Origin of the sequence: uncultured Microbacterium sp., assembly GCF_937927635.1 — a bacterium.
GTDB lineage: Bacteria > Actinomycetota > Actinomycetes > Actinomycetales > Microbacteriaceae > Microbacterium.
Window position 1 is genome coordinate 1 of record NZ_CALBRW010000046.1, and the last position, 21,819, is coordinate 21,819.

19 protein-coding genes are annotated in these 21,819 nt (G+C 69.7%); 7 read left to right on the forward strand and 12 right to left on the reverse strand.

Features of this window, described 5'->3' with window-relative positions:
• Positions 1–87 precede the first annotated feature (87 nt).
• Positions 88–312: a DUF3499 family protein gene (locus Q0568_RS16945; RefSeq protein WP_298868669.1), complete on the reverse strand. Its 225-nt coding sequence runs from the start codon at positions 310–312 to the stop codon at positions 88–90.
• 78 nt (positions 313–390) lie between these two features.
• Here Q0568_RS16945 and Q0568_RS16950 point away from each other — a divergent pair, with 78 nt between their 5' ends.
• On the forward strand, positions 391–822 hold the full coding sequence (locus Q0568_RS16950) for a hypothetical protein (RefSeq protein WP_298868670.1): 432 nt from the start codon (positions 391–393) through the stop codon (positions 820–822).
• A 32-nt stretch (positions 823–854) separates the two neighbouring features.
• Here the strand turns inward: Q0568_RS16950 and Q0568_RS16955 are convergent, their stop codons facing one another.
• The 4 genes from Q0568_RS16955 to manA all read right to left on the reverse strand — a co-directional run bounded on the left by Q0568_RS16955 (position 855) and on the right by manA (position 6,903).
• A complete protein-coding gene (locus tag Q0568_RS16955; protein WP_298868671.1) occupies positions 855–2,240 on the reverse strand; it encodes a DUF5719 family protein in 1,386 nt (461 codons plus the stop codon).
• Positions 2,237–5,200: a glycosyltransferase gene (locus tag Q0568_RS16960; protein WP_298868672.1), complete on the reverse strand. Its 2,964-nt coding sequence runs from the start codon at positions 5,198–5,200 to the stop codon at positions 2,237–2,239. Before Q0568_RS16960 ends, Q0568_RS16955 begins: the two co-directional genes overlap by 4 nt.
• Positions 5,201–5,305: 105 nt before the next feature.
• On the reverse strand, positions 5,306–5,623 hold the full coding sequence (locus Q0568_RS16965; RefSeq protein ID WP_298868673.1) for a WhiB family transcriptional regulator: 318 nt from the start codon (positions 5,621–5,623) through the stop codon (positions 5,306–5,308).
• A gap of 161 nt (positions 5,624–5,784) precedes the next feature.
• Positions 5,785–6,903: a mannose-6-phosphate isomerase, class I gene (gene manA / locus Q0568_RS16970; protein ID WP_298868674.1), complete on the reverse strand. Its 1,119-nt coding sequence runs from the start codon at positions 6,901–6,903 to the stop codon at positions 5,785–5,787.
• Positions 6,904–6,973: 70 nt separating this feature from the next.
• Between manA and Q0568_RS16975 the strand changes: the two genes are divergently transcribed.
• Both Q0568_RS16975 and Q0568_RS16980 read left to right on the forward strand, forming a co-directional pair.
• Positions 6,974–8,392 carry an O-antigen ligase gene (locus Q0568_RS16975; RefSeq protein ID WP_298868675.1) on the forward strand — a complete coding sequence of 473 codons (1,419 nt, stop codon included), beginning with the start codon at positions 6,974–6,976 and terminating at the stop codon, positions 8,390–8,392.
• Positions 8,389–9,690 (forward strand): O-antigen ligase family protein, encoded by a 1,302-nt coding sequence (locus Q0568_RS16980; protein WP_298868676.1) that lies wholly within the window; start codon positions 8,389–8,391, stop codon positions 9,688–9,690. The genes Q0568_RS16975 and Q0568_RS16980 overlap by 4 nt, the downstream gene beginning before the upstream one ends.
• Positions 9,691–9,693: 3 nt before the next feature.
• Here Q0568_RS16980 and galE read toward each other — a convergent pair whose 3' ends face one another.
• Positions 9,694–10,683 (reverse strand): UDP-glucose 4-epimerase GalE, encoded by a 990-nt coding sequence (gene galE / locus Q0568_RS16985; protein WP_298868677.1) that lies wholly within the window; start codon positions 10,681–10,683, stop codon positions 9,694–9,696.
• Between the two features lie 75 nt (positions 10,684–10,758).
• Between galE and Q0568_RS16990 the strand changes: the two genes are divergently transcribed.
• Genes Q0568_RS16990 through Q0568_RS17000 form a run of 3 tightly spaced genes read left to right on the forward strand, consistent with a single transcriptional unit; the run spans position 10,759 to position 14,236 of the window.
• A complete protein-coding gene (locus tag Q0568_RS16990) occupies positions 10,759–12,669 on the forward strand; it encodes a glycosyltransferase (protein WP_298868678.1) in 1,911 nt (636 codons plus the stop codon).
• Positions 12,666–13,622 carry a glycosyltransferase family 2 protein gene (locus tag Q0568_RS16995; protein ID WP_298868679.1) on the forward strand — a complete coding sequence of 319 codons (957 nt, stop codon included), beginning with the start codon at positions 12,666–12,668 and terminating at the stop codon, positions 13,620–13,622. Before Q0568_RS16990 ends, Q0568_RS16995 begins: the two co-directional genes overlap by 4 nt.
• Positions 13,622–14,236: a hypothetical protein gene (locus Q0568_RS17000; protein ID WP_298868680.1), complete on the forward strand. Its 615-nt coding sequence runs from the start codon at positions 13,622–13,624 to the stop codon at positions 14,234–14,236. Before Q0568_RS16995 ends, Q0568_RS17000 begins: the two co-directional genes overlap by 1 nt.
• A gap of 7 nt (positions 14,237–14,243) precedes the next feature.
• Here Q0568_RS17000 and Q0568_RS17005 read toward each other — a convergent pair whose 3' ends face one another.
• The 4 genes from Q0568_RS17005 to Q0568_RS17020 form a co-directional block, all read right to left on the reverse strand.
• Positions 14,244–14,981 carry an ABC transporter ATP-binding protein gene (locus Q0568_RS17005; protein ID WP_298868681.1) on the reverse strand — a complete coding sequence of 246 codons (738 nt, stop codon included), beginning with the start codon at positions 14,979–14,981 and terminating at the stop codon, positions 14,244–14,246.
• A complete protein-coding gene (locus Q0568_RS17010; RefSeq protein ID WP_298868682.1) occupies positions 14,981–15,799 on the reverse strand; it encodes an ABC transporter permease in 819 nt (272 codons plus the stop codon). The genes Q0568_RS17005 and Q0568_RS17010 overlap by 1 nt, the downstream gene beginning before the upstream one ends.
• Positions 15,800–15,806: 7 nt before the next feature.
• Positions 15,807–16,955 (reverse strand): UDP-galactopyranose mutase, encoded by a 1,149-nt coding sequence (gene glf / locus Q0568_RS17015; RefSeq protein WP_298868683.1) that lies wholly within the window; start codon positions 16,953–16,955, stop codon positions 15,807–15,809.
• Between the two features lie 81 nt (positions 16,956–17,036).
• Positions 17,037–18,332: a nucleotide sugar dehydrogenase gene (locus Q0568_RS17020; protein WP_298868684.1), complete on the reverse strand. Its 1,296-nt coding sequence runs from the start codon at positions 18,330–18,332 to the stop codon at positions 17,037–17,039.
• Between the two features lie 62 nt (positions 18,333–18,394).
• Here Q0568_RS17020 and Q0568_RS17025 point away from each other — a divergent pair, with 62 nt between their 5' ends.
• Complete coding sequence (locus Q0568_RS17025) at positions 18,395–19,525, forward strand: acyltransferase (protein ID WP_298868685.1); 1,131 nt, start codon at positions 18,395–18,397, stop codon at positions 19,523–19,525.
• Here the strand turns inward: Q0568_RS17025 and Q0568_RS17030 are convergent.
• Both Q0568_RS17030 and wecB read right to left on the reverse strand, forming a co-directional pair.
• Positions 19,504–20,718 (reverse strand): hypothetical protein, encoded by a 1,215-nt coding sequence (locus tag Q0568_RS17030; protein ID WP_298868686.1) that lies wholly within the window; start codon positions 20,716–20,718, stop codon positions 19,504–19,506. The genes Q0568_RS17025 and Q0568_RS17030 overlap by 22 nt on opposite strands.
• Position 20,719: 1 nt before the next feature.
• Positions 20,720–21,799 (reverse strand): non-hydrolyzing UDP-N-acetylglucosamine 2-epimerase, encoded by a 1,080-nt coding sequence (gene wecB, locus Q0568_RS17035; protein ID WP_298868687.1) that lies wholly within the window; start codon positions 21,797–21,799, stop codon positions 20,720–20,722.
• Positions 21,800–21,819: the final 20 nt, after the last annotated feature.

The following is a 21,819-nucleotide window of genomic DNA, read 5'->3' on the forward strand; positions in this document are numbered from 1 at the left end:
ATCGCCCGCGAGATCTACTACGTCCTCACTGCTTGACATCCATAGGAGCATCCCCGCTCTTCCGCGCGGATGAGGCGACGGCGGTGCTCAGCCCCGCAGCGACTCGTGCCGCACGACCAGCCAGCCGGCGGGCATCGACACGCGCTCCGCGTGCAGCGCGCACAGGTCGCGCGCCTGCGGGTCGTCGCCCGGGCCCAGCGGCCCGAGGGCCGCCATCTGATCGCCGTAGTCGAACGTCAGTGTCGCCACGGCTTCTCGCGTGCACGTCACCTTGGAGCAGAGCCGTTCGTCGGTGCGCAGTGAATCGTCCATCCCGCCCAGGGTAGGACGCCGGATGCCGCATCCGTCGGTGCCGCGCGGCGCACGGCCCAGGAGCCTAGACTCGTGCTCATGCCCCGTCGTCGCTCATCCCGTCCTGACACCCGCAGCGGTGCGCGTCACGGCAGGCACGGCCGCCTGGGCCGCAGCGAGGTGGTCCGCCCTCCGCTCCCGCCCCTTGACGGCCGTCTCGACAGATTCGAGATCACCGTCGGCAGCGCCGTCGAGTACCTGCGCGACTCATGGGAGGAGCTGCGCGACGTGCGGTTCGAGATCTCGGCGATGCCCGTGCACGACCGCGAGGACGGCATCCCGCGCTGGCGCATCGACCACGCCGCCCGCCGTGTGTCGCTGTTCCGCGTGCCCATCGAGCGACTGCTGCCCAAGGGCCACGACGATGCGCTGCACCGCCGCGTCGCGATCGAATCCGCGGTGTTCCACGCCGCCGCCGAGTACGTCGGCCGCGAGCCGTGGGAGCTCGGCGCGGGCGGGCGCGAGTACTAGGCCCGCACCGCGGGTCGGGAGCAGCGCCCCGGTCAGGGACGCACGACGATCGGCTGCGTGGTGGCCGCTCCCGGCCACAGCGGCCAGCTCGCGACGGCGGCGGATCCGCCGCCTCCGAGCATGCCGATCGCGGCGTTCACGCGCCCGGTCGGCGTGAGTGTGTAGCCGCCGGCTCTCATCGCCACAGTCGCCGAGGCGCCTGGTCCCAGCTGGACCGTCTGCGAGGCATCCCCGCCGATCTTGACGCTGAGCGCGGCGTCGCCGGGGTTGCGCAGGTACAGCGTCGCGGGCGCACCACCTGGCACGGAGAACATCGTGGTGGCGTTCTCGTCGAGTTGGGGTGACGGCAGGGACCAGGCCAGATCCTCGCCATCGCCCGCCCGGACGATCTGTCGGGCGCCGGCGACCACCGGCTCGTCCGAGGACACCTCGATGTCATACGCGCCCCGTCGAAGACCGGAGAGCGACACCTCGGCGGGCTTGCCCGCGGCGAGATCGATCGGATACTCGTCGATGACCGAGTCGGAGCCGGCGGCGGTGATCCTGATCGCCGCCTTCGCGTCGGCGCCCGGTGCCAGCATCCGCACCTGGATGCCGGTGGTGTCATCGCCTTCGGTGGCCGGAGACGACACCACGCCGAGGATGCTCTGAGTGTTCTGCGGGCCGCTGACGCCGTCCTGCAGGTCGACGCCGACCGCGTCGAGGGTGCGCACGAGAGTGGACTGCAGCGTCGCACGGACGGGTGCGCCGGAGGAGGCCACGTGCACCACAGGGAGACGCGAGCCGGCCGCGACGGATGCGAGAGGAACGCCCAGCTGAGTGCCGGCGGGAATGACGACGGTGGATGCCGCGGGCTTGTCGCCGTAGACGGTCAGTTCCACGGTCGCCGTCACAGCGCCCGGATTGCTCAGCAGGATGATGTCGGATGCGCCGACGGACACGTCCCCACCCACCAGCCAGCTCTCCAGTCCGGGTTCACGGCAGGGTGCGGCAGCGAAGCCGCTGGCGTCGGGGTCTGAGAGCCGCACCGACTCGGATGCGGAGAACAGCGGCACCTCGCGGTCCTTCACCCTGCCGGTCAGCGACACCGCGCCTGTGCCCCCGAGCACGTCGGGCATCGCGAGGTCGGCGGTGACGACATCGTCCATCGACCCGTCGGTGCGCGCGCTCGTCGCGGAGGCGGACACCATCTGACCGGCCTGGGTGGCATCGCGACCGAGCGCCCGGAAGGCCCCGTTGCAGACCAGCACCGCGTCGCTCGGCACGGGCTTGACCGTCGTGGCGGCCGGCTCGTCGTGCACGCCGGGCCATGGCGCGGCGGCCGCGGCGATCACACCGAGCACGCAGGCCGCGGCGACCACGGTGCCGGTCACCAGGCGCGCGCCGGTGGCGGCGAGCCGCAGGGTGCGCTGCTTCATCGGGTGGCCTCCGTCTCGGCAGGGTCGGCGGATGCGTCGGCATCCGACGCGGCTCCGGCAGTGCGGCCGTCATCGCTGCCGTCGTCATCGGCGCCGTCGTCCGGCATCCGTGGCGGCGCCGCCTGCTCGTCGATGTGGTCGGCGATGCGGCGCTTCGGCAGCACGATCGGCTCTGAGGGCTCGCGTCCGACGATGCGCGAGCGCGAGCGGGCGGCGCGGCGCGAGGCCCGCGTGGGGATGGCCAGCAGCAGCGCAGCGATGACGATGAGCACCTGCACCAGAGTGATCAGCGAGGCGGCGGTGCTCTGCGCAGCGGTCAGTGCAGCGCGAGACGCGATCTTCGCATCGACGCGCCACAGCATGCCGCGGGAGGTCTGCCCTGCCTTGATGAAGCCGGAGCGGGCGTCGATGGAGGTGGTTGCCTGATCGCGCATGCCGCGCGCCCGATCCTGCTCGTCGGGCGTCTGCGCCAGCAGCACGAAGCCGATGCCGTCTTCGGCGAGCGTCTTCGCCGCGTCGAAGTCGCGCCCGGAGAGCAGGTCGACGGCAGTCGGCGCGATGTCATCGCCCTGCACGCGCGTGGCGGTGCTGACCAGCGTGCTCTGCGCGCTCAGCGTGGCGCTCGCACCCCACACCACCTGCGCGGAGAGGCTGCCGTCGTTGCGGGGCGTCAGCACGAGAGTGCCGCGGTCGGCGTCCCCGACGGCCTGCGCCGCCACCAGGGCGGGCAGCGTGCTCGTGGGGCCGTTCTGCACTGCGGCATGGTCGGTGTGCACCGCCAGCAGTCCCGGCAGCGCGCAGACCGCGATGGTGAGTCCGGCCACGACGGCGGCGCCCGTGCGCAGCGGTGCCAGCACCACCACGGTGTCGAGCGTCACCAGGGCGGCGCCGACGACGCCCAGCCAGGCCAGGCTCAGCCCCGTTCCCGGCCACACCGCAGCGCCCACGCCCGCGGCGAAGGCCACCACGATCTGCGAGGCGAGCAGCGCAGTGCCCAGTCCCAGCAGGGCGGTCACCAGCAGCACATATCCGGCGCGCCAGCGCGGGGAGAGCACAGAGGCCAGCGCCAGCAGCACCAGCGGAGCCAGCAGCAGCGGCGCCCAGGTCAGCAGCGATCCCCCGAAGAACCAGTCCCAGCCCGCGCGCTCCGGCGAGGGGAATCCCATCGCGATGTCGGCGCGTGCAGCGTCCTGACCGCCCGTGATCACCACGCCGGGGTCGGCGAGCAGCGCCCACGGGCTGCCGTGCCGCAGCTGCCGCACCACCAGAGGTGCGAACAGCGCGGCGCTGGGGATCAACGTCCACAGCACCCGGGCGGCGCCGCGCAGGCGGCGTCCGACCAGCAGCAGCACGAGCGTCAGCACCCACATCAGCACGAAGGCCGGAGCCAGCGACGGTGCGCAGGCCAGCGCCGCGGCGGTGAGCACGGATGCCGCACCGGCGGCACCCCACGAGCGGTGCGCGACGGAGACGGTGTGGAACACCCACGGCAGCAGCAGGTGCAGCAGCACCGCGGCCGGTCGGCCCTGCACGAGGGCGGTGAGGAAGGTGGGCGCCAGAGCCCACAGCACACCGCCGAGAATGCGGAGTCCCGCCCGGTCGGTGACGCGCGTGGCCGCGAACCACCCGCCCAGCACGGCCAGCGGCAGCGCCAGCAGCCACAGCCACACCATGGCCAGAGACGGCGACGCAGGCGACAGGCTGCCGACGACCGCCAGCACCCCGGCGAAGGGATCCGCAGGTCCCACGATGTTCAGGCCGACGTCACGCAGCCCCCACGCGGTGTCCGTCCACAGTGCTGCGACCGTCTGCCGCAGGGGCAGCAGCGCTCCGCCGCCGATGGCCGGCCACGCGAGCATCGACACGAAGGCCGCGATGCCGACCACCAGCGCGGCCAGCACGGCCCACGCACCGCCGCCGCCGAAGAAGTTCAGCTCGCTCACCGCGCCGCGCTCGGTGCCGTGCCCGTCGTCCAGCCGGGCCTTCAGCTGCACCCTGGTCACACGCAGGGGCGCGATGTCGGCCCATGAGGTGCGCCGGAAGGATCGGATGGCTCGGCGGGAGCGCGCGACGGCGCCGAGGCGGACCATGGTCGCGATCGCGGCGCCCCATTCCGGCGCGACGTCACCGGGGCGCTTGGCGATCAGGTGCGTGACGGAGCGCCACAGCGCCAGCGGCAGCAACGAGATCCAGTGCAGCGGCACGAGCGAGGCCGGTGCGTAGGCCAGCCTGCGGTGCAGCTGCGAGCGACGCGATGCCCAGGTCCTGGCGATGGCCGTGCGCGGGCGGGTGGCGGAGCCCTCGGCGGGCACGCCGATGCGCGCCTGCGGCACGAGCACCAGGCGGGCCCCTCCCAGACGCGCACGCACGCCGAGGTCCAGGCCCTCGTCAGCACCGGCCAGGGCGAGGTCGGGGCGCAGCACGCTCGGCGCCTCGCCGCGGATCAGGATGCCGCGCACGTCGGCCCCCAGGGCGTCCTCTGCGTCGTCGTGCTGCCCCTGGTCGAGCTCACCGGCGGCAAGCTCCACCGTGCGCCCGCCGTGCGTCATGCTGACGCCCATCGAGACGATCTCGCGGTCGTCATCGCGCTGCACGAGCTTGGGCGCGGCGATGGCGGCGGACGGCGAGCGCTCCAGCGCGCCTGCCAGCAGCTGCAGGGCGTCGCGGTCGGGCACGGCGTCGTCGGTCAGCAGCCACACCGCGCTGCTCTCGCGCACGCGCGGCTGGGCGAGGGCGACAGCCTCGGAGAAGGTTGTGCCGCCGCGCGCCTCGATGATCCCCTCGACGCTGTGCCCGATGCCCGGAACGCCCCGCACGGCGGCGGAATCGCCGAGCACGACGACGGTGACGGCAGCGGGCGGAACGCTCTGCGCGGTCAGCGCCTCGAGGGTTCGGCTGAGACTCGCACTCGCGGGACTTCCGGTGCGCGCGACGATGATGGCGTGGACGCGTGGTGGCATGGCCCTGTCAGCCTAAGCAGGACACCGCGCCATATCGGTCACCGCTTCGGCGCGTTCGGGAACAATCCCTTCGCGACCGCTCTGAATCGGGAGCGGATGCGCCGATCAGCTCGCGCGACGCTTGAGCTTGCGGCGCTCCCGCTCACTGAGGCCGCCCCAGATGCCGAAGCGCTCGTCGTTGTTCAGCGCATACTCGAGGCATTCGCTGCGCACCTCGCACGAAGCGCAGATGCGCTTGGCGTCGCGCGTGGAGCCGCCCTTCTCGGGGAAGAACGCCTCGGGGTCGGTCTGTGCGCACAGCGCATCGACCTGCCAGGCCAGTGCACCGGTCTCATCGGCATCCGCCCGGCGAACACCGGGGACGCCGAGGTTCACCGGATCGACGAACCAGTTCTCGGGAACGTCTGAGCGGTAACCCGTCATGTCGATCCTCCAACCCCTGCTCCAAGCCCCCCTCGGGCTGTCCTTCCCCCTAATTACACCCGTGTCATTCGCTCGGGTCAAGTCGCAGATGGTAAACCCTCAAGCGCGACTTCAAGGTTCATCGCGAGTTCCTCGGCGTGTCGCGGCATCGACGCCGGATCTCACGCGCGTCCGGGCTCGGCGACGAACGCCTCTCCGAAGCCGGAGAGCGTCAGCACGCGCTCATCCGCCGAGGCGAACACCGCGGCGCCCACGCGCACCGGAGTCCGCACGCCGGCAGCCCCCGTCACCGCGACGTCACCGGCGGTCGCCAGCACCATGGCCGGACCCTCGACCTCCACGCTTCGGGGGCCCGCCAGCTCGATCCGCCGCAGGGCGAAGTCGGGAACCGGGATCTCGTAGACGGTCTCGTCGCCGCCGCCGCGCTGCACCGGGACCGCACCGGGCTCGGTGTCGACGACGGCGAGCAGTTCGTCCACGTCGATGTGCTTGGGTGTGAGCCCGCCCCGCAGCACGTTGTCGCTGGCTGCCATGATCTCCACGCCGAGCCCCGACACGTACGCGTGCAGCAGGCCCGCGCGCAGGAAGATCGCCTCCCCGGGGCGCAGCACGACGAAGTTCATCAGCAGCGCCACGGCCACGCCCGGGTCGCCGGGGTTGTGCTCAGCGATGCCGCGCACGGCCCGCAGCGCGTCGGGGAGATCCCCGGCATCCGCGTTCCGCAGCCCGGCGATCACGTCGTCGACGGCCGCCTGGGCGCCACCGGAGAGCAGCCAGCCGAGGGTCGCGCGCAGCGCGTCGGCCTCGGAGCCCGCCGCGAGCCGCTCCTGCAGCTCGCGCACTCCCGGGGACTCGGGCAGCGCCGCCAGCAGCCGCAGCGTGTCCGCCACCGGGCGGAGACCTGCCAGCGCCTCGAAGCGATCGCTGAGCGCCACGATGAGCTCGGGCTTGTGATTGTCGTCGCGGTAGTTGCGAGTGGGATCGGCGGCATCCATCCCCGCCTCCTTCGCGAACCCTGCTCGCGCCTGCTCGCGAGTCGGATGGACCTGGATCGAGAGAGGTTCTGCCGCGGCCAGCAGCTTGAGCAGATACGGCAGCGTTCCGCCGGTGACGGCATCCAGTGTGCCCGAGCCTTCGACGTCGGCGGGGTCGCTCGGGTGATCGCCGAACCACACCTCCGCCTCGGGCGACTCGGAGGGGCCGCGCCCCTCCAAGCCCGCCAGCAGCGAGGTGGATCCCCAGGCGTAGTCGCGCGGCTCATTCGTGATGGTCAGCAGCATGGTCCTCAGCCTATGGCGTGTGCCGGTGTTCCTCAGGGGGTGGCGGGCTGCGGGCGGTAGCCTGAACGCGATGGCCGTGTACACCAAGCATCCTGTGGCGGAGCCTCCCGCTCCCCCCGCCCGCGAGACGACGGGGCGTCTGATGGTGCGCGCGTACAGCGTGCTGTGCCTGTTCGCCGTGTTCGGGCACACCGCCGTCTACAACCTGGTGGGCCCGGTGGGCGCCGTCGTGGTGCTCGCGGTGCTCACGCTCGGCGCGCTGGGCATCTGGATCCCCGCCGTGGTGAGGAACCGGCCCACCCGCTTCCGGTGGCGCCGGCTGCCGTGGGCAGCGCTCGGCTACGCGGCGCTGGCCCTGGTCTCGGTGCTGTGGTCGCGCTGGCCGGCGGCGACGCTGCTGACCTGGACGCTGATGGCCGCCATCACCGTGACGGCGCTGATGATCGCGACCATGCTCACCTGGCAGGAGATCGTCCGCGCGCTGTCGACGACGTTCAAGGTCATCCTCGGGCTGTCGCTGCTGATCGAGCTGTGGGTGGCGCTGGTGCTGCGGCATCCGATCCTGCCCAACTTCGCGACGGTGCCGCCGGGCAAGGTCGATCCGGTCAGCTACTGGGTGCGCGGGAACCTGTTCAACGGCGGGCGGATCCAGGGCGTGGTCGGCAACGCGCACGAACTGGCCATGATGTGCCTGTTCGCCATCCTGGTGTTCGCCGTGCTGTACGCGGCGCGCGTACGCCGCCGCGGGATGCTGATCGCCTGGGCCGTGCTGGCAGCGGTGCTGCTGTTCAAGGGTGCGTCCACCACCGTCTACCTGGGCATCGTCGTGCTGCTGGTCGTGCTCGTCGCCGCGCTGATCGCCCGCGCGGCGAAGGGCCCGGGCACCAGGCGCGCCGTGTACATCGTGTTCGCCGCCGTCGTCGTGTGCGGCGCGGCGGGCGGCATCCTGATGCGCGACCGCGTGCTGGCGCTGTTCGGCAAGGGGTCCGACCTGACCGGGCGCGTGGAGATCTGGCAGGCGGTGTGGCAGCGCGCCATCACCCGTCCGGTGTTCGGCAACGGCTTCTCCTCCCCCTGGGTGCCATGGGATCCGGCGTTCGACGGCTGGATCCTCAACCACGGCATCACCGTGTTCCATGCGCACGACATGTGGCTGGACGTGTTCCTGCAGCTGGGCGTCGTCGGCGTCGTGGTGATGGTCGTCGCCTGGCTCGCGCTGCTGTGGCGCTCCTGGTTCTTCGCGGTGGACCGCCCCCGGTGGGATCTCGACGACAGGCGCCCGTATTCCGCGCTCTCGCTGCTGCCGCTGCTGTTGACCGTCGCCCTGCTGTTCGAGGGCATCGCCGAGTCGGCGCCGATCATGCTGTGGGGCTGGATGCTGCTGATCCTGCTGTCGTTCAAGATGAAGTCGGTGCCGCTGATCGGCGTCGGCGTCAGCGAGCGCACGCCGCTCGTCGCCCACGGTTCCCGGCCCCGGCAGGTGCCGTGACTCCGCGGCGGTACGTCGTCTCGCTGCTGGGGTCGGCGGAGTTCGCCCGCGCCTACACGATCACGGGACTGGTGGCGGTCTTCGCGTCGTTCCTGATCGAGCGCTTGACCTCCACGACCACGCTGGTGACCATCCTCGCGCTCCTCGCGCTGCTCGGTGCGGGCATCCTGTTCGTGCGCCGCGAGGAGCTGTCGCTGCTGCGCTTCGCCCCCACCTCGCTGATCGGGTTCCTCGCGCTGGCCATCCTCAGCGTGCTGTGGTCCCCCCGCCAGTCGCACACGGTGCTGGGGTGGCTGGCACTGCTGGGCATCGCGGTCATCGCCATCACCATCGGGCACGTGCGCGACACGCTGCAGACCGTGCGCGCGCTCGGCGACACGATGCGGTGGCTCCTCGCGCTGTCCCTGGGGCTGGAGATCCTCTCCGGCATCCTGCTGAACGTCCCGTTCAAGACCCTGGGCATCACCGGAGACCTGGCCTACGGCGGGCCGATCCAGGGCATCTTCGGCACGCGCAACATGCTGGGCTTCATGGCCGTGGTGGCCCTGATCACCTTCGTGATCGAATGGCGCACCCAGTCGGTCTCGCGGCTGGTGGGAGTGCTGTCGGTGGGCCTGGCCGGATTCCTCGCGCTGCTGTCGGCGTCGCCCACGGTCGTCGTGCTGGCGGCCGCGGTCGGTGTGACCACCGTGGCGCTGACGATCGTGCGGCACACGCCGCCGGCCCGTCGGGTGGGGACGCAGTGGGCGCTGGGTGTGCTGGTGACCGCGGCGCTGGTGCTGGCCTTCGCACGTCGGCACCAGATCATCGCGATGCTGGACGCCGGCTCGGACTTCTCGCTGCGTGCCGATCTGTGGAACACGATCCTCGACTGGGTGGCCGACAAGCCGACGACCGGCTACGGCTGGTTCGGCTCCTGGAGCGGCGGCGAGTACCCGTTCCAGTACATCAACTACGCGCTGTCCGAGCACCACCTGTCGGCGCTGAACGCGTACTTCGATGTGCTGCTGCAGCTGGGCTGGCTGGGACTGGTGCTGTTCCTGGTGCTGGGAGGAGTGGCGACCGTGCGCTCCTGGCTGGTGGCCAGCGTGCGGCGCTCGGTCGTGTACGCCTGGACGCCGCTGCTGCTGGTCACACTGGCGGTGGAGTCGATGTTCGAGAGCTTCACGCTCGCCGGCGCCGGGTGGCTGCTGCTGGTGCTGTGCGCGCTGCGCGCCGGGCAGACCCGGTCGTGGCGGCAGAACATCGACGACGCGCAGACCGGCGTCATCCCGACCGTGGGGCCGGAGAGGCCCTGAACCTCAGGCCAGAGTCCTCAGCTTCTGCGCCCAGGCGAGGGCGTCGCGCACGCCGTCGTCGATGCTCTTCTCGGCCCTCCAGCCCAGTGCCTGCTGCGCACGGCCGACCAGGGCGAACGCGCCGGCCTGGTCGCCGGGGCGACGCGGGCCGTCGACGACGTCGAGCGTCTCGCCCGTGACGCGATCGAAGGCGGCGACCAGCTCGCGCACGGTCACGCCGTCGCCGGTGCCGATGTTCATCGCCGTGTAGGGCGAGGCGTCGGTGGCGATCTCGTCGAAGCGCTGCACGGCGGCGACGTGCGCGCGGGCGACGTCCCAGACGTGGATGTAGTCGCGCAGGCCGGAGCCGTCACGCGTCGCCCAGTCCGTGCCGGTGACGGTGAACGGGATGCCGGAATCGTGCGCGGTCATGATCTTGCCCAGCGCGTGCGAGGGCGTGGGGTTCTGCAGGCCGGTGCGCAGCTGCGGGTCGGCGCCGATCGGGTTGAAGTAGCGCAGCGCCACCGCACGCAGCTGCCCGGCCGCAGCCGCATCGCGCAGGATCTGCTCGACGAGCCACTTGGTGTTCGCGTACGGGCTGCCCGGGGCGATGGCGGCGTCCTCGTCTACGCCCTCCCCCGACTCTCCGAGGTAGATGGCGGCGGATGAGCTGAACAGCACCCGCGTGATACCGCGCGCGGCCAGCAGTCGCAGCATGGTGATGGTGCGGCCGACGTTGACGTCGTAGTAGCCCAGCGGATCGGCGACCGACTCCGGTACGACGATGCGTGCGGCGCAGTGGATCACGAGCGAGATGTCGGGGTGCTCGTCTGCGATGCGGTCGATCATCGCGGCGTCGGCGATGTCGCCGTTGTACAGGTTCCTGCCTTCACCGAAATCGGCACGGCCGGTGGACAGATCGTCGAGCACGACGACCTCGATCCCCGCGTCGATGCAGGCACTGGCGACGCTCGAGCCGATGTAGCCGGCCCCGCCGGTGATGAGGATCTTCACACCGGCCATGGTAGCCGGTGGCTCCGCGCGCCCCCTCCAGAGATCCCAAGGCGGGCACCGGTAGGCTGTACGTCCGTGACCCGCATCCTGCAGAACGTCGTCTTCCCCCTCGATCGGGACCCCGATCTGCTCCCGCTGTATGCCGACCCCGAGACCTGGTCCGTCATCGACGAGGAGCCGGTGCGCGTCTCCAATCGCGCGCACCTGGGCAACATCCTGGGGCGGCACCGCGCACGGATCGTCTCGGGACGCCGCGTCTCGCTGGGCACCTACTTCAACGCCTTCCCCGCATCGTACTGGCAGCACTGGACCAACGTGCGCCAGGTGCGCCTGACGGTGCGCACCAGCGGTCCGGCCACGCTGCTGGTGTACCGTTCCAACGGCAGCGGGGTCCGGCAGCGCATCGACACGCGCGAGGTGGCCGGCGAGGCATCGACATCCTTCGACCTGTCGCTCACGGAGTACAGCGACGGCGGCTGGATCTGGTTCGACGTCGTCGCCGATGAGAAGAGCGCCATCCTCGAGGGTGCGGAATGGACCACCGAGCAGGAGCCGGCCCGCACCGGCAAGGCATCGCTCGGCATCACGACCTACAACAAGCCGGATTACTGCGTCGACACTCTGCGTGCACTGGCGGCATCGCCCGACGCGCTCGAGCTGGTGGACCGCATCTTCCTCGTGGACCAGGGCACCCAGCCGGTGTCCGATCAGGACGGCTACGACGAGGTCGCAGCTCAGCTCGGCGACACGCTGCAGCTGATCAGGCAGGGGAACCTCGGCGGATCCGGCGGTTTCGCCCGATCGATGCACGAGACGCTGCAGCGCCCGGAGAGCGACTTCGTGCAGCTGCTGGACGACGATGTGCGGCTGGAGCCGGAGTCGCTGCGACGATCCATCGTCTTCGGGCAGTACGCGACCACTCCCGTGCTGGTGGGCGGACACATGTTCGACCTCTTGGATCGGCCGAAGCTGCACGGCTGGGCCGAGGTGGTCGACGAGGATCCCTTCATGTGGCGCAATCTCTATCAGGAGGAGATGCCGCACGACTTCGGCGCGGCGAACCTGCGTCAGTCGCCGCTGCTGCACATGCGCATGGATGCCGACTACAACGGCTGGTGGATGTGCCTGATCCCTCTGGAGGCCATCCGCGAAGTGGGACTGGCTCTGCCCGCGTTCATCAAGTGGGACGACGCGGAGTTCTGCCTGCGCGCCGGGAGAGCCGGATTCTCGACCGTCTCCCTGCCCGGCGTCGCACTGTGGCACGTGTCCTGGATCAACAAGGACGACACGATCGACTGGCAGGCGTACTTCCACGCCCGCAATCGCATCGTGGCCGGCCTGCTGCACTCCGGAGCGCCTCATGGCGGTCGGCTGATCAAGCACAGCCAGCGCGTGGATCTCAAGCACCTGATGATGATGCAGTACTACCCCGTGGCGCTGCGCGCGAAGGCCCTGCGCGACGTGCTGTCCGGTCCCGACCACATGCGGCGCACGCTCGCCACCGCCATGCCGGAGGCTCGGAAGCTCGCGGCCGGCTTCCCCGAGACGGTCGTGCATCGCGATCCGACCGCCGTGCTGCACTCGCGTCACGGCCGGCAGGTGTTCAAGCGCGCCAAGCTGCACGACTTCGACAGCCCCACCGGACTTCGTCTGCGGCTGTTCACGTTCCGCACGCTCCTCTCGCACTGGCTGCGCACACCGGCCCCCGAGAACGTCGCGCAGCCCGAGGTGGAGTTCGGCAAGGGCGACGCGCACTGGTGGCGCGTCCCGCTGTTCGACAGCGCGCTGGTCAGCACCGCCGACGGCTCCGGCAAGAACATCTACACCCGCGACCGCGCCCAATACCGTCGGATGCTGGCCGAGTCCGTCCGGCTGCATCGCAAGCTGAAGCGGAACTGGCCGAAACTGGCCGAGCAGTACCGTGACGCACTCCCGGAGCTGGTCTCCGACGAGTCCTGGCGGGCCACGTTCGAGGAGCAGGCATGACCACCACCGAGTTCGATCCCGCATCCGCTGCGATCGTCGTCGTCACGTACAACCGCACGCACCTCCTGCGCGGGCTGCTCACCAGCATCCGCTCGATGGATCCGAAGCCGGGCCGCGTCGTCATCATCGACAACGCGTCCAGCGACGACACGACCGAGGTCGTCGAGTCCTTCCGCGAGGGACTCGGCACCGAGATCGTCTACCGGCGGCTGGAGACCAACACGGGCGGCTCCGGCGGGTTCAGCGAGGGCATGCGCACCGCGTACGAGCTGGGCGCCGAGTGGATCTGGCTGATGGACGACGATGTAGAGGTGCTCCCCGACGGGCTGGCACGGATGGGCCACTGGTCGCGCCGGTTCAAGAGCATCCAGGGCCGCCGCTACGACTACGACGGCAGCGAGTTCTACTGGCAGTACCGCATCGCCGACCGGATGGGCATCCCGATCCCGTTCGCTCCGAGCGGCTTCGACGACTCCGGCTTCAAGGAGATGAACAGCGGATGCTTCGAGGGCATGTTCATCCACCGCTCGATCGTCGCTCAGATCGGGCTCCCCGACCCGCGATTCTTCATCTACTGGGATGACCAGATGTACGGCTGGCTGGCGTCGCGGCTGACGACGGCCGTGATCGTGAACGAGTTCGTGCTGCGCCGCACGCGCGAGATCCGGCAGTGGGACATGGGCATCCGGCACATGAATGCATCCAGCAACGCGTATCGTTACTACATCATGCGCAATCGGGCATATATCAAGAACTACTACCGCACCAAGAACGCCTACAGTCCGGTGCTGTTCGGCCTGGGCACCACGGCGACCTTCTTCAAGGAGCTGATCCGCCTGGTCTTCGTCGAGCGCACCGTGCGCGGCACGAGCAACCTGTTCCGCGGCCTGCGCGACGGCGGCCGGATCGGCCGCGACCGCACCTGGCAGCCGATGCCCGCCCTGGAGGCATGATGAGCGAGCAGCAGTATCTCTGGGCGCCGACGCCTGACAAGCCCAAGCGCGGTCGCGTGTGGCTGCTCGTCGCCCTCGTCGTGGTGGCTCTGCTGATCGTGGGAGGTGTGCTGTGGCTGTTCCTGCGACCGGGTACTCCGGATGCCGCACCCGCAGCGACCACGACGCCGACACTGTCGGCGTCGCCGAGCCCGTCACCGACGCCGACGCCGACGCCGACGCCGACAGTGACTCCGCCGGCACCGCCGACTCCGAGTGCCGCGCCCTCGCAGCCCGTCCAGACTGCCCCGCCCGTGGTCAAGGATCCCAGCATCGCCGTGTTCCGTGACAAGGTCGCTCCCGTGCTCAGCGATGCGCACCGGGGTCTGCAGATCGCAGCGCAGTCCGACCCGCAGCAGGCCGCACAGAACGTGGGCTTCCTGCAGGACGATGCCGGACGGCTCTCGGATGCCGTGCCGCCCGCCTCCATCGCACAGCAGTGGAGCGCGGCGCTGCAGAACTACTCTGCGGCGCTGCAGAGCCTGCGCGCCGCGTACGACGCAGGCAAGGCGGGCACCGCCGAGCTCGCCGCTGCCACCAAGGCCCTGAACTCACTGGATGGCATCGTCGGCTGATGCCCGATCAGCGCGGGCTGTAGTCGGCGTTGTAGCGGTCCAGCACCTCGCCGATGGCCGCGTCCAGCACCAGTGCGCCCTTGTCGAGGTAGAGGCCCCTGGTGCAGAACCGACGCAGGTCGCGCTCATTGTGGCTCACGAAGAACAGCGTGCGGCCGTCGGCCAGCAGTTCGTCGATGCGCTTGTAGCACTTGTCGCGGAATGCCTTGTCGCCGACAGCCAGCACCTCGTCCACCAGCAGGATGGGTTCGTCCAGCTGCGAGACCACCGAGAACGCCAGACGCACCTTCATGCCGTTCGAGAGGTGCTTGTACGGGGTGTCCTCGAAGCCGGCCAGCTCGGCGAAGGCGATGATGTCGTCGTAGCGCCGGGAGATCTCCTCGCGCGGCATGCCGTGCAGGCCGGCTGTCAAGCGCACGTTCTCGCGCACCGTCAGGTCGCCCACGAAACCGCCGGTGAGCTCGATCAGCGGCGCGACACCGCCGTGCACGGCCACGCTGCCCTCGTCGGGCAGCAGGACGCCTGCCACCAGTCGCAGCAGTGTGGACTTGCCCTGCCCGTTTCGTCCGACGACGCCGATGGACTCCCCCGGCTGAACGGCGAACGACACCTCTCGCAGCGCCCAGAACTCCCCTGGCCTGGAGCGTCGACGCGCACCGGCGAAAAGGTCCTTGAAGCTGCGCCTGCCCCGCCTGTTGCGGCGGAACCGCACGCCCAGCGAATGGACTTCGATGGCTGTCGTCATCACAGCTCCTTCAGCACGGGACGCTCGAGGGTGCGGAACGTCCACACCCCGAGAGCGAGGAACGCCGCGCACATCCCGGTGCTGATCAGCACGGGCCCCAACTCAACCAGCTCGGGGAAGAACGCAGCCCGGTACAGCATGAAGATGCCGGTGAGCGGGTTGAAGGACAGGATGCTCTGGAACGGCTCGGGCAGGTTCTGCACCGAGTAGATGACCGGCGTCGCGTAGAACAGCGCGCGCAGGATGAGCGCGGTGGTGCGCTCGAGGTCGGTGAACATCACGCACAGCGGCGCGACCAGCATCCCGAGTCCGACCAGCAGCACCGTCTGCATGATGATCGCCACGGGCAGCAGCAGCAGTCCCCAGCCGATATGGGCGGTCCTGGCGGGGTCGGTCTCGACCAGCATGTCGATGATCACGAACAGCGCCAGCACCGGCAGCGAGCACAGGAACTCGATGCCCTTGCTCAGCACGATGCGATTGATCCAGATCGAGCGCGGGATGGAGGTCGAGCGCACGAGCTTCGCGTCCTTGCGGAACGCGCGGGTGAAGTCCGACACCGAGGTGTTGAACCACACCCAGGGCAGGAGCCCTGCGATGAGGTAGACGATATACGGCTCGGCGCCGACATCCTTCTTGAAGAAGAACGTGAACACCATCAGGTAGATGAGGCTCATCACCAGCGGATCCAGCACCGACCACAGGTAGCCGAGCATGCTGGTCGCGTAGCGCACCTTCAGGTCGCGCGCGGACAGCAGCCACAGTGAGTGCGCGTAGCGCTGCGGGGTGCCGGGGCCGCCGACCGTGGTCCTGCTCATGTGCGAGTCAGTCGTCCTGGCCCGCGAGATCGTTGCGCCACATCGACAGCGCCGAGCCGATCGCCATGTGCATGTCGAGGTACTTGTAGGTGCCCAGGCGCCCGCCGAAGTGCACGTCCTTCTCGCCCTTGGCGAGCTCCCGATAGGCCAGCAGACCGTCACGGTCGGCATCGGTGTTCACGGGGTAGTACGGCTCGTCGGCACGGGTCGCGAAGCGGGAGAACTCGCGCATGATGACGGTCTTCTCGGAATTGAAGACGTCCTTGCGCTCGGGGTGGAAGTGCTTGAACTCGTGGATGCGGGTGAACTTCACATCCAGGTCGGGGTAGTTCATCACGCTGGTGCCCTGGAAGTCGGTGATGTCGAGCACCTCCTGCTCGAAGTCCAGCGTGCGCCAGCTGAGCTCGCCCTCGGCATAGTCGAAGTAGCGGTCGACGGGCCCTGTGTAGACCACGGGCAGCTGCCCGACGGTGGCGCGCTTGTTCAGCGGCTGCGACGCGTCGAAGTAGTCCACGCCGAGCTTCACCTCGATGTTGGGGTGATCGGCCATCCGCTCCAGCCATGCCGTGTACCCGTCGGTCGGCAGACCTTCCCAGGTGTCGTTGAAGTAACGGTTGTCGTACGTGTAGCGCACGGGCAGGCGGCTGATGATGTCGCCGGAGAGCTTGTGCGGGTCGGTCTGCCACTGCTTGGCGGTGTAGTCGCGGAAGAACGCCTCGAACAGCGGGCGTCCGACCAGGGCGATGCCCTTCTCCTCGAAGTTCGACGCGGTCTTCACGTCGAACTCCCCCGCCTGCTCCTTGACGAGCGCGCGCGCCTCGGCCGGCGAGTACGCGGCATTGAAGAACTGGTTGATGGTGCCCAGGTTCACCGGCATCGGATAGACGACGTCGTTGTGGTGCGTGTACACGCGATGCACGTAGTCGGTGAACGTCGTGAAGCGGTTGACGTACTCCCACACCGTCGCGTTGGAGGTGTGGAACAGGTGTGCGCCATAACGGTGGATCTCGATCCCCGTCTCGGGGTCGGCCTCACTGTAGGCGTTGCCGCCGATGTGCGAGCGACGGTCGATGACGGTCACCTTGCGGCCCGCGGCTGCGGCGCGCTCGGCGATGGTGAGGCCGAAGAAACCCGACCCGACGACGAGAAGATCCATGTCCTCCATCGTATCGGGGGAAACCGTCAGCCCCGTGCGGAGTCGATCGTCGAGCCGAACATGGGGCAGTGGCTCCGGGGCTCAGCCTGCAGCGCCGACCACGATGCGCGGGGTCCCCGCCCACAGTGCGGCGTCCGAGACGTTGCGACCGTCGACGAGCAGCTTCACGCCGGGAATCTGCGCCGGGCTGAGAGTCCTGTAGTCGGCGTGGTCGGTCTGCACGATCGCGACCTCCGCCTCGTCGCCGATCGCGTAGGGTTCGAAGCCCAGCGCGCGCAGCTCGTCGTCGGCGTACAGCGGGTCGTGCACGAGGACCTCGGCACCGCGCTGCTCGAGCGCGGCGACAGTCGGGAACACGCCCGAGAAGGCGGTCTCCTTCACGCCGCCGCGGTAGGCGGCGCCCAGCACCACCGCGCGACGTCCGCTGAGGTCGCCGAGGAGGTCAGCCGCCTGCGCGACCAGGCGCTCGGGCATCGACGCGTTGTACTGCCGCGCGACCCGTACGATGTCTGCGTCGGGGTCGGTCGACAGGTAGAGCCGAGGGTAGACGGGGATGCAGTGCCCGCCCACGGCGATGCCGGGGCGGTGGATGTGGCTGTACGGCTGGGAGTTGCAGGCCTCGATGACCTTGTAGACGTCGATGCCGTGCGAGGCCGCGAACGTGCCGAACTGATTGGCCAGCCCGATGTTCACGTCCCGATAGGTCGTCTCGGCCAGCTTCGCCATCTCCGAAGCCTCTGTGGAGCCGAGATCCCAGACGCCGTTGGGGCGGGGCAGATCCGCACGCTCGTCGAACTGCAGGACGGCCTCGTAGAACTCCCGCGCCCTGCGCGTGCCCTCGGCGGAGAGCGAGCCGATCAGCTTGGGGTACTTGCGCAGATCCGCGAACACCCGGCCGGTCAGCACACGCTCCGGAGAGTAGACGACATGGAAGTCCTCGCCTTCGACGAGCCCCGAGCCCTCCTCCAGCATCGGCTTCCAGCGCGTGCGAGTCGTCCCCACCGGGAGCGTCGTCTCGTAGGAGACCAGCGTGCCCGCCGTGAGATGCTCCGACAGGGACCTGGTCGCCGCGTCCATGTACCTGAAGTCCGGCTCCCACGTCTCGTCGTTCACGAATACCGGTGCGACCAGCACGACGGCATCCGCACCCGGGATCGCGTCCGCGTAGTCCGTGGTCGCGCGCAGACGTCCGGCAGGGATCAGCTCCTCGAGCCGCTCCTGCAGGTGCGCCTCTCCTGGAAAGGGCTCCCTCGCCGCGTTGATCGAGTCGACCGCCTTCTGATTGACATCGACACCGATCACCTCATGCCCCGAGGACGCGAACTGAACAGCAAGGGGAAGGCCGATCTTTCCGAGGGCCACGACGGCGATACGCATGATCTCCAGTCTATGACGGCGTTGCCGAACGGCCGGTGAGCGCGATCGCATATTCTTCTATGGTGCCCGTCCCGCCCCTCCCTCCCTCGCACGTCGGCGTGCGCCTGGACTCGCTGACGAGCCTGAGGTGGTTCGCGGCATTCGGGGTGTTCCTGTTCCACATGAGGAACATGGTGACCTTTCCCTCGCAGATCGAGTGGCTGGCCGCGGACGGCTACCTCGGCGTCACCTTCTTCTTCGTGCTCTCCGGCTTCGTGCTGACCTGGTCGTGGCGCAGCACGACGCCCGTCCGAGCGTTCTACTGGCGGCGCTTCGCCCGCATCTATCCCCTGCACTTCCTCGCTCTTCTCGTCGCCATCCCGGTGTTCTACCGGATCGTCGTTCCGGACGGACAGTGGTGGATCAAGCCGCTGGATGTCGGCATCCTGCTGCTGAGCGTGCTGGTGATCCAGGGCTGGTGGCAGAGCCCCGAAGTGCTCTTCTCCGGGAACCCCGCCGCCTGGACCCTCACCGTCGAGGCGTTCTTCTACGCGCTGCACCCCGCGCTGCTGCGGTGGCTGAGACCGCTGCGGGCGCGTGGCGCACTGATGACCGGCGCGATCATCTTCGGCCTCACCGTGCTGCTGCGCACCGCCATGGTGCTGTGGCCGGACAGCGCCCTCGGCCACATTCCCGAGCCGATCATGCACCTGCCGTCGTTCGGGCTGGGGATGCTGCTGGCATGGGCGTATCGGGACGGCTGGCGGCTGCGCCTCCCCGTGATCCTCCCGACTCTGGTGCTCCTCGCCTGGCTGTTCGCGGTCGCACGGTTCGACCTCGGCCCGGTGGAGTCGTACCTGGCGGAGATCGTCACCCTGCTGTGCGGGCTGATCATCGCGGCGGCGGCATCATCCGACGTCGCGGGGCGGCGTGGACTGCTCGTCTGGCGGCCTCTGGTCGCGCTGGGAGAGTGGTCGTTCGCGTTCTATCTGATCCACGCGACCATCATCTACGCGGTCATGGAGTTCGCCGGGCCGCAGCACGGCTCGTACCCGCGCACGGTGCTGTGGGCGACCGTCCTGCTGGCGGCCGCGATCGTCGCCGCCTGGCTCATGCACCGGTTCATCGAGCGGCCGCTGGAGAAGCGGATGCGCGCATGGCAGAACCGCAGGCTCGCACGCCGCGCCGAGGCTCAGGCGGTGGTGGCCAGGTAGTCGGCGAGCACGCGTCTGGTCATCGCGCCCGCGTGAACCCGCTCGACGAAAAGCGGTCCGGCGCCCGCGACGCGCGTGCGCTCGCCAGGATCCGCAGCGAGCCTCTCGAGCACGTCTGAGAGCGTGTCCGGGTCTGCCTGCACGATCGGCAGCTCCATGCCTGTCGTCGCCCTGACCGTCTCACGGACCGAGGCATCAACATTGCCGACCACCACGCGCCCTGCAGCGAGCGCCTCGCAGGCCGCGACGCCGTACCCGCCCAGCAGCAGCTGATCGACCACGATGTCCGCCGCTCCCACCTCCTCCGGCATCCGCTCCGCCGGCACGCGCTGCAGGCGCCTGTACCGCACGACCCCCGTCTCGGCCAGTGCGCCGGCGGCGCTGTCGACGTGGGCGCTCCCCTTGACGGGACCCGAGCTGGGCGCGTGAAGGACGACCGGGACGACCGCATCCACGCCACGGGCATTCGCCCAGCGCGCGGGCTCGACGACCACGGGAAGCCATGCCGCCCACGGCACGTCCGAGAGCAGATCCGGGGTGGAGACGAAAACCGGCCCGTCGAAGTCCGCGGCGATCCCCACGTTGGTCTGCGCGGATCGTTCGGCTGCGGTCAGCTCCGCAGGCGAGAGCTGCGCGAACGGCGAGTGCCGGTGCGACCCGATATGCTCCTTCGGGCGGCGCACATCGGTGCCATGGCAGATGAGCCCGACGCGCACGCCCTGCTCCGTGAGCCAGGCGATGTCCTCGCGGACGACGTCTCCTGTGCCCCGGCCCAACGGCGATGCGAAGGATTCGATCATCACGTGGCTGAACAGCGGCAGCGACTCCCGCATCTGCGCGCGCCAGGCTCGGGATGCGGTGAACACGGCGGCGGGCACGGTCCACTGCGACGGCGCCCGGAGCGAGTCGCCGACGCGGACGGCGAGATTCGTGGCCTCGGTGTCCGCCGATGCCGCTGAGCGCGCCCACTCCCGCCCCTGACCCGCATAGTTCATCGGAGTGATCAGCAGCCGGACGGCGGATGTCGTCAGCGGAGCGGGCGCGGACGGGATGTCGCCGCGCACGAGGGCCTTCTCCTTCGCCCATGCGATCGGACCGTGCTCGACGGCGAGTGCGCGGTCGATCGCGTCACGGAGGAACGGCGGCGCGGCGGTTCTCAGCCGGATCAGCCGGCCGGGCAGACCGCCGGCCACGTCATCCGCCCTCGCGGCCGACGTGCGAGAGAAGCATGTCGATCACGCGGGCGGCAGCATGCCCATCGCCGTACGGTGCGGCATCGGTGGCCGCGGGCTTCGGACGGGTGACGGCTGCGGCGATCTGCTCGGCTGTCGTCGCCAGCACATTCCATCCCAGCTCGATCGTCTCGACCCACTCGGTCTCGGTGCGGACGGTGGTGCACGGAACGCCGAGCAGGAAGGCCTCCTTCTGCAGCCCGCCGGAGTCCGTCACGATGCCCGCGGACGCCAACGAGGCGGCGATCAGGTCGGGGTAGGCCAGCGGCGCATGACTGATCAGGGAACCCGCATCGAGATCGACCCCATGCTCGGCTGCTCGCGCGACGATGCGGGGATGCGCGAGCAGCACGGTCGGACGATCCAGGTGTGCGAGCGCGGACATGACCTCCCTGAGCCGCTCGCCGTCGTCGGTGTTGTCGGCCCGGTGGATGGTCGCCACATAGAAGCCGCCGGGCTCCAGGCCCAGTTCCTCCAGGAGCACGGACGGACGCGAGCCGACCTCATCGCGGACTTCGAAGAGCACATCGGTCATGACGTCTCCGACGAGCTCCGTACGTGAGCTCAGGCCCTCGTCCGCGAGGTGGGAGACGGCGACGCGCGTCGGTGCGAGCAGGAGATCGGCGAGGTGATCCGTGACGACCCTGTTGTGCTCCTCCGGCATCCGCCGGTTGAAGCTGCGCAGGCCTGCCTCCAGGTGCGCGACGGGGATGTGCATCTTCACCGCGCTCAGCGCCGCGGCGACCGTGGAGTTCGTGTCGCCGTAGACGAGCACCCAGTCCGGGCGGTGCGCGTCGAACACGGAATCCAGTGCTGCCAGCATCGCGCCCGTCTGCACTCCGTGCGAGCCGCTGCCTATGCCCAGGTGCACATCAGGTGAGCCGATGCCGAGATCCTCGAAGAACACGTCCGAGAGCATCGGATCGTAGTGCTGACCCGTGTGCACGATGACGTGCTCCACGCCCGCCGCGCGGGCGGCCTTGTGGATGGGGGCGAGCTTCACGAACTGAGGGCGGGCGCCCACGACACTGACGATCTTCACGAGATCACAGTCTATGCGTG

What these genes read in the sequence shown, in the direction of transcription:
- Q0568_RS16950 (WP_298868670.1), top strand. Translation starts at nt 391, where the DNA reads ATGCCCCGTCGTCGCTCATCCCGTCCTGACACCCGCAGCGGTGCGCGT.
- Q0568_RS16945 (WP_298868669.1), bottom strand. Translation starts at nt 312, where the DNA reads ATGGACGATTCACTGCGCACCGACGAACGGCTCTGCTCCAAGGTGACG.
- Q0568_RS16965 (WP_298868673.1), bottom strand. Translation starts at nt 5,623, where the DNA reads ATGACGGGTTACCGCTCAGACGTTCCCGAGAACTGGTTCGTCGATCCG.
- Q0568_RS17010 (WP_298868682.1), bottom strand. Translation starts at nt 15,799, where the DNA reads ATGAGCAGGACCACGGTCGGCGGCCCCGGCACCCCGCAGCGCTACGCG.
- glf (WP_298868683.1), bottom strand. Translation starts at nt 16,955, where the DNA reads ATGGATCTTCTCGTCGTCGGGTCGGGTTTCTTCGGCCTCACCATCGCC.
- Q0568_RS17020 (WP_298868684.1), bottom strand. Translation starts at nt 18,332, where the DNA reads ATGCGTATCGCCGTCGTGGCCCTCGGAAAGATCGGCCTTCCCCTTGCT.
- manA (WP_298868674.1), bottom strand. Translation starts at nt 6,903, where the DNA reads ATGCTGCTGACCATCACGAATGAGCCGCGCGACTACGCCTGGGGATCC.
- Q0568_RS17000 (WP_298868680.1), top strand. Translation starts at nt 13,622, where the DNA reads ATGAGCGAGCAGCAGTATCTCTGGGCGCCGACGCCTGACAAGCCCAAG.
- Q0568_RS16995 (WP_298868679.1), top strand. Translation starts at nt 12,666, where the DNA reads ATGACCACCACCGAGTTCGATCCCGCATCCGCTGCGATCGTCGTCGTC.
- Q0568_RS16955 (WP_298868671.1), bottom strand. Translation starts at nt 2,240, where the DNA reads ATGAAGCAGCGCACCCTGCGGCTCGCCGCCACCGGCGCGCGCCTGGTG.
- Q0568_RS16960 (WP_298868672.1), bottom strand. Translation starts at nt 5,200, where the DNA reads ATGCCACCACGCGTCCACGCCATCATCGTCGCGCGCACCGGAAGTCCC.
- Q0568_RS17005 (WP_298868681.1), bottom strand. Translation starts at nt 14,981, where the DNA reads ATGACGACAGCCATCGAAGTCCATTCGCTGGGCGTGCGGTTCCGCCGC.
- Q0568_RS16975 (WP_298868675.1), top strand. Translation starts at nt 6,974, where the DNA reads ATGGCCGTGTACACCAAGCATCCTGTGGCGGAGCCTCCCGCTCCCCCC.